Origin of the sequence: Halomonas citrativorans (assembly GCF_900163645.1) — a bacterium.
Lineage (GTDB): Bacteria > Pseudomonadota > Gammaproteobacteria > Pseudomonadales > Halomonadaceae > Vreelandella > Vreelandella citrativorans.
Genome location: NZ_FUKM01000055.1, coordinates 1 through 5,033 on the forward strand (window position 1 = coordinate 1; position 5,033 = coordinate 5,033).

12 protein-coding genes are annotated in these 5,033 nt (G+C 57.4%); all 12 read left to right on the forward strand.

Features of this window, described 5'->3' with window-relative positions; genetic code table 11:
* The first annotated feature begins 31 nt into the window (after nucleotides 1-31).
* The 12 genes from CZ787_RS13800 (at nucleotide 32) to CZ787_RS13850 (ending at nucleotide 4,740) form a co-directional block, all read left to right on the forward strand.
* On the forward strand, nucleotides 32-442 hold the full coding sequence (locus tag CZ787_RS13800) for a hypothetical protein (RefSeq protein ID WP_087110192.1): 411 nt from the start codon (nucleotides 32-34) through the stop codon (nucleotides 440-442).
* Entirely contained in the window at nucleotides 439-861 is a 423-nt protein-coding gene (locus CZ787_RS13805) for a gp16 family protein (protein ID WP_087110194.1), read from the forward strand. Before CZ787_RS13800 ends, CZ787_RS13805 begins: the two co-directional genes overlap by 4 nt.
* Nucleotides 848-1,276 carry a Mor transcription activator family protein gene (locus CZ787_RS13810; RefSeq protein WP_087110196.1) on the forward strand — a complete coding sequence of 143 codons (429 nt, stop codon included), beginning with the start codon at nucleotides 848-850 and terminating at the stop codon, nucleotides 1,274-1,276. Before CZ787_RS13805 ends, CZ787_RS13810 begins: the two co-directional genes overlap by 14 nt.
* A 30-nt stretch (nucleotides 1,277-1,306) precedes the next feature.
* Nucleotides 1,307-1,651, forward strand: a complete 345-nt coding sequence (locus CZ787_RS13815; protein WP_087110198.1) for a hypothetical protein — start codon at nucleotides 1,307-1,309, stop codon at nucleotides 1,649-1,651.
* Between the two features lie 146 nt (nucleotides 1,652-1,797).
* Entirely contained in the window at nucleotides 1,798-2,100 is a 303-nt protein-coding gene (locus CZ787_RS13820) for a putative holin (RefSeq protein WP_087110200.1), read from the forward strand.
* 1 nt (nucleotide 2,101) lies between these two features.
* Nucleotides 2,102-2,275 (forward strand): hypothetical protein, encoded by a 174-nt coding sequence (locus CZ787_RS18875; RefSeq protein WP_176372226.1) that lies wholly within the window; start codon nucleotides 2,102-2,104, stop codon nucleotides 2,273-2,275.
* Nucleotides 2,272-2,892, forward strand: a complete 621-nt coding sequence (locus CZ787_RS13825) for a transglycosylase SLT domain-containing protein (RefSeq protein WP_087110202.1) — start codon at nucleotides 2,272-2,274, stop codon at nucleotides 2,890-2,892. The genes CZ787_RS18875 and CZ787_RS13825 overlap by 4 nt, the downstream gene beginning before the upstream one ends.
* Nucleotides 2,880-3,230 carry a hypothetical protein gene (locus CZ787_RS13830; RefSeq protein WP_140398994.1) on the forward strand — a complete coding sequence of 117 codons (351 nt, stop codon included), beginning with the start codon at nucleotides 2,880-2,882 and terminating at the stop codon, nucleotides 3,228-3,230. The genes CZ787_RS13825 and CZ787_RS13830 overlap by 13 nt, the downstream gene beginning before the upstream one ends.
* Nucleotides 3,227-3,526, forward strand: coding sequence for a hypothetical protein (locus CZ787_RS13835; RefSeq protein ID WP_087110206.1), 300 nt, complete (start codon nucleotides 3,227-3,229; stop codon nucleotides 3,524-3,526). The genes CZ787_RS13830 and CZ787_RS13835 overlap by 4 nt, the downstream gene beginning before the upstream one ends.
* A gap of 10 nt (nucleotides 3,527-3,536) precedes the next feature.
* Entirely contained in the window at nucleotides 3,537-3,881 is a 345-nt protein-coding gene (locus tag CZ787_RS13840) for a DUF2730 family protein (protein ID WP_087110208.1), read from the forward strand.
* Nucleotides 3,878-4,177 carry a hypothetical protein gene (locus tag CZ787_RS13845; protein WP_087106040.1) on the forward strand — a complete coding sequence of 100 codons (300 nt, stop codon included), beginning with the start codon at nucleotides 3,878-3,880 and terminating at the stop codon, nucleotides 4,175-4,177. The genes CZ787_RS13840 and CZ787_RS13845 overlap by 4 nt, the downstream gene beginning before the upstream one ends.
* Nucleotides 4,178-4,191: 14 nt before the next feature.
* Entirely contained in the window at nucleotides 4,192-4,740 is a 549-nt protein-coding gene (locus CZ787_RS13850; protein ID WP_087110210.1) for a DUF3486 family protein, read from the forward strand.
* Nucleotides 4,741-5,033 lie beyond the last annotated feature (293 nt).

A 5,033-nucleotide genomic window follows, 5' to 3' on the forward strand; every position in this document is an offset into this window, starting at 1 on the left:
CGGCACTGATGAGCAGCCAATGAGGTGAATAATGGATAAGTGGGCAGAGATCAAAGAGCGTTTAAATCACTTGCACGGTTCCGTAGAACTGCTGGCAGATGGCCACACGCTGTCACTGATCAAGGTGCATGACAGAAAGAAGATTTTCGTACGTGTCTACGTGGACGGCTGTGTGGATTTCAAATGGACGAAAACCGAGGACGGAAAGGCCGTGCACCCCGAAGGGCGATTCTGGCGACCAATGAAGCGGGCAGCTTATCCCAAGAAGGTGTATGCGCAGGCAAAGCGAGCGTTTGGAAAGAAAGAAGCTGACCGTATGGTAACGCCTCGGGTTATCGGTGTAGTGCCGGATTTTGGCACCGAGGGCGCTGTGGTGGCTCATCTCAAGAAACACTTCCCTGATTTGGAGCTGAAAGCCGGGAGCGATGAGGTGGCGTCATGATCACCAAAGGCAAGCTGGCCCAGATCCATATCGCTAAGGCACAACTAGGCCTCAGTGATGAAGAGTACCGTGCCATTCTCGCCCGCACAGCGGGCGTGAGTAGTGCCAAAGAACTCACAAACCGTACGGTAGGCGGCGTGATGTTTGAGTTTCGCCGCTTGGGTTTTGAGCCTAAGCCCGCTAAAAAAGCAGGCCGTAAGGCACCCAACCCACCAGCAACACGCCAAGCGGAAATGGGCAAAGTTGAGGCACTGCTGGCCGAAGCGGGCCGCGCTTGGGCGTATGCCGATGGCATGGCGAAAAATATGTTTAAGGTGGACCGCGTCGATTTTCTCGACGACAGCCAACTGCACAAGCTGCTCCAGGCGTTGATCATCGACGCCAAGCGGCAAGGACGGTACCCCGATGACCTCGCCTAAAGCGGACAACTTCGACTTGGGCTTTGGTATTCCTGCAGATGCCCTGGACTACCTCGACCCCGAGATCCTGAAGAAGTGGCCACAGGGCTTAAGCGATATGCTCACCGTGGTCGAGAACGCCCACATTCGCGCCGGTGATGAGCCTAAAGTAGCCCGTAGCCGGGCCTTTGCCGCCGTACGGGCTATTAGCTCATTCGCTGGTGGCCGTAGCCTTTACGTGCCCCAAGGCCGCCAGCTGGATCGCGCCCTGCGTGATCGGGAAATATGGGAGCGCCACACTGGCGACAACATCCCGCAGCTAGTGGAAGACTACGACCTCACCGAAGCGCAGATCTACAGCATTCTGGCCGAGCAGCGTAAGCTTGCCCGCGCCCGTATGCAGTCAGATCTTTTCGGCGAAAGCACAAACGGCTAAGCTAGCTTCAATAACAACAGGGGAAACATCATGAGGGTAATTGCTGGAGTTGTATTAACGCTGTGGGCATTTAGTGCTTTTTCAAACCAGAATGACATCACTTTCGATCAATACGAAGCGGTCATAGAGGCAGGCGCAACACATGCTGAACGTTGTAAGCGCGAGGTGCGACTAGATAATATCGGTGAGCGGTGTGATCGATTCTTCGAGTACATGAATTCAAACACCAATATAACCCGCGGTTTTATTGAGATAGTACAGAGAGACGGAGCTGCTGCCTTTGATGGAGTGAGTACCTCAAGGCGTGTTGCTCACCGCCACTATAGAGAACAGCTGACTTCCGATATGGCATACATTACAGAGATGATGCAGTAACTAAAACAAACCCGCCCCGGCGGGTTGTTTTCTTTCTAGCCCTCCAAAACTCCTAAACCGCTTGATTCCCTCCGCCTAGCCCAGCCCCATTAGCCTGAACCTCACTGCTTGCGTTAACCGCATCCACCTGCATTGAGGCTATCCCCGTGAATAAGCAAACCCTGCTCGACAAGTTCCGCATCGGCCCTTGGTTGATTCTGGCTATCATCACATCCATTGCCGTTGGCTTTCTCTACCCCCACCAGCTTGGCGTGCTGCTTTGGTCGCTGACCAAATTGTGTTGGGGTGCCTACCTCGGCTACTGGATCGACCGGTCCATGTTCCCCTATGCCCGCCCCGGCGACTGGTGCTCTACGCATACTCCCGGCAACGGCTTGCTACCTCTTTTGATGCTCCGCCGCGTGATCATCATCGCCGCCGCTATCCTTGCCCTTGGCTTGGGGGTCTGAGATGAGCGCCCACGCCAACACTGCTTGGCTCCTGAGTGAAGGCAAGCGGCTAGCTGCTGAGATCAAGGCGCTTGATGGCAAGCCCGATGCTGGCCCTAAGCTGCTGGTGCTGTACATGCAGCTGCAAGATGTTGTGCAGCGTGCTGCTGCTGAACTCCCCAAGGAGGCAGCATGACCCGGTTGCTATTAGCCATCATCACGCTGGCCAGTGTGTTTGCCTGCATACCCGCCAATGCCCAAATCCCCAACGCTGCTCAACAGCACCAGCGCGAGCTAACCCGCATCGTGCAGCAGGAATGGGGCATGAAGGGCCGTGCGGCGTTGCATGCGGCGCAGATCCATCAGGAGAGCGGCTGGCGGCCTAACGTGGATAGCCCTGTAGGCGCGCAGGGGCTTAGCCAATTTATGCCGGGCACCTCGGCATGGATCGCCGAGATCTACCCGGACTTGGGCCGCGCCGCGCCTTACTCCCCTACGTGGGCCATGCGCGCTCAAGCCCGCTACAACAAATGGCACTGGCAACGCTTAGCTAGCGCGGCGGATGAATGCCAGCGCTGGGCCTTCGCGCTTAGCGCCTACAACGGCGGGCTTGGCTGGGTGCAGCGCGACCAGCGTTTGGCGCGGGCTGCCGGGGATGATGCCGGTGTGTGGTTTGGCAGCGTTGAGAAGTACACCGCACGCGCTGGCTGGGCCTTGCGCGAAAACCGCCACTACGTGCGCCACATCCTACTAACGCTCACGCCCCGCTATACACGTGCAGGCTGGCAAGGGGGTACGCCATGTCCCGTGTAATGCAGCTTCTATTTGTAGCGCTATGCGCCACCGTGCTCTGGAAGACAGGGAGGGAGGCATACTTGATGACTGAGCTTAAACACGAGCGCAGCGCGCTACAGCAAATGACCGAGCAGCGCGACGAATGGAAACAGGAAGCCACTCAGACAGCAGACCAGCTACACGCCGCCGAGCGCCGCCGACGCCTCGCAGAGGCCGATATTAAAGCGCTTCAAGAAGCATTAGCCGAACAGGGCGAAAGTTACGACAACCTGCGCCAACGCATCCAACGTACTCCAACGGCTGACGATGGCCCCGTAGCCCCGGTGCTGCGTGACACACTGGAGCGCCTGCCATGACCTTTAGAACCATTGTGATCGTCGCCGCCGGGGCTTTGCTTGCCGCCTGTGGCAGCAAGCCGCCCGAACTGCCACCGCCACCGGCTATCACCGTTTATCAGTGCGCCACGCCAGCAGGCATGACCGAGCGCGAGCGCCAGCCGCTGCCCCCCATGGGTGACTACTCTCAGGCCGACGTAGCGCTGTTCATCACCGACCTACACCAATGGGGCGCACGCGGCTGGTTACGTGTCGCCCGCATTCGAGAACACGCCGATAAGTGCGCACAAAGCACCGAAGACGACGACAACGACTAAGGGGAACACCGTGGAACCAATCAACTGGGCCGCCGCCAAGGTGCTATTTGATGTGCTGCAAGCCGCCTTTATGGGCGTGATGGCCGCGTACATTTATTGGCTCAACAAGCACCGCGCCAGCCAAACCGCCATCCGATCAACCAACAAGCGTATCGATAACGTGGAGAAACAGGTGGTGAAGCTGGAGCACACCGTTGAGCGCCTACCCGACCACGGCGACCTCACCAAGCTTCAAGAACAAATGTCGCAAACCAACGTGCTGCTGGCCGAGATCAGCGCCAGCCAAAAAGCCACGGCGCAACAGGTTGGCCGCATGAATGATTATCTGCTGAACCGTTCAGGGGGAAAGGTATGAGCTTCCAGGACTTTGAAACCGAAGGCCGCCGCTTGGGCATCCTGCGCATTCTCTCGCGCCGTAGCCAGTACACCACCAATGAGTACTCACTTAACGATGAGCTGCAAGGTGCCTATGCCCACCACGTAAGCCGTGACCGCCTGCATGGCGACCTCGCCTGGTTGGATGAGCAAGCGCTGGTGATTGTTCAGCAGCCCCGCGCAGGCTGGATCGTCACGCTCACCGCACGCGGTGCCGATTGTGCCAATGGCGTTGCAAACGTACCGGGTGTCGCCAAGCCTCGCCCCGGTCTTTGAGAGAGGTTTACGCCATGGCACCCCGTAATAAAGTTTTTAGCCTACCGCAGGACGTCCGCGAAGAGCTAAACGAGAAGCTCGTTAGCAGCGGCTTTCAGGGCTACGAAGCGTTAGCCGGTTGGCTGGGTGAACGCGGCTATAACGTTTCCAAGTCGAGCGTTCATCGCTACGGTCAGGATCTTCAGGAAGAGTTTGAAGAAGCCATGGGCGACGTGCGTAAAACCACCGAGCTGGCCCGCGCCATGGCAAACGATGGAGAAGATGAAAGCGGCCACTTGATCGACGCCACTGCCCGGATCGTGCAGGACCAACTGCTGCGCATCTCCATCGCCATGCGTAAAGCTGAGGAAGATCCCGCCAAGGCCGCCAAGCAGCTCGGCAGCGTAACCAAGGCATTGGCCGATATTGGCCGCGTATCGCTTAGCCAGAAAAAGTGGGCCAAGGAGTTGCGAGTGGAAGTGGCTAGAGAAGCCGCTGAAAAGGCAGAGACCAGCATGGCCACGCAAGGCATGAGCCGCGACGCCATCGACGCTATCAAGCGCGATATTTTGGGGATTGCATAATGATCAATATTTTTTCTGCCGTTGGTTTGTTTGCATTCGGTGCTTTTGTGGGATGGGTTGGAGCACATTACCAAGTAGCTGATGAGTGCAAACAGCTAGGCGGTTTCTTCGTTGGCTCAGAGACGTTTAAGTGCCATAAGGTTGAACAGCGGGAGACTGAGTAATGAGTGCTGCCCTCCCGGAATCCGTTCTGTTGCCGTACCAAAAGGCATGGATCGAAGATGCCTCCGATCTCAAAATTGCCGAGAAAAGCCGCCGTACCGGTTTAACCTGGGGCGAAGCAGCCGATGCCG

What these genes read in the sequence shown, in the direction of transcription:
- CZ787_RS13835 (WP_087110206.1), top strand. Translation starts at nt 3,227, where the DNA reads ATGACCTTTAGAACCATTGTGATCGTCGCCGCCGGGGCTTTGCTTGCC.
- CZ787_RS13845 (WP_087106040.1), top strand. Translation starts at nt 3,878, where the DNA reads ATGAGCTTCCAGGACTTTGAAACCGAAGGCCGCCGCTTGGGCATCCTG.
- CZ787_RS13850 (WP_087110210.1), top strand. Translation starts at nt 4,192, where the DNA reads ATGGCACCCCGTAATAAAGTTTTTAGCCTACCGCAGGACGTCCGCGAA.
- CZ787_RS18875 (WP_176372226.1), top strand. Translation starts at nt 2,102, where the DNA reads ATGAGCGCCCACGCCAACACTGCTTGGCTCCTGAGTGAAGGCAAGCGG.
- CZ787_RS13805 (WP_087110194.1), top strand. Translation starts at nt 439, where the DNA reads ATGATCACCAAAGGCAAGCTGGCCCAGATCCATATCGCTAAGGCACAA.
- CZ787_RS13825 (WP_087110202.1), top strand. Translation starts at nt 2,272, where the DNA reads ATGACCCGGTTGCTATTAGCCATCATCACGCTGGCCAGTGTGTTTGCC.
- CZ787_RS13800 (WP_087110192.1), top strand. Translation starts at nt 32, where the DNA reads ATGGATAAGTGGGCAGAGATCAAAGAGCGTTTAAATCACTTGCACGGT.
- CZ787_RS13815 (WP_087110198.1), top strand. Translation starts at nt 1,307, where the DNA reads ATGAGGGTAATTGCTGGAGTTGTATTAACGCTGTGGGCATTTAGTGCT.
- CZ787_RS13830 (WP_140398994.1), top strand. Translation starts at nt 2,880, where the DNA reads ATGTCCCGTGTAATGCAGCTTCTATTTGTAGCGCTATGCGCCACCGTG.
- CZ787_RS13810 (WP_087110196.1), top strand. Translation starts at nt 848, where the DNA reads ATGACCTCGCCTAAAGCGGACAACTTCGACTTGGGCTTTGGTATTCCT.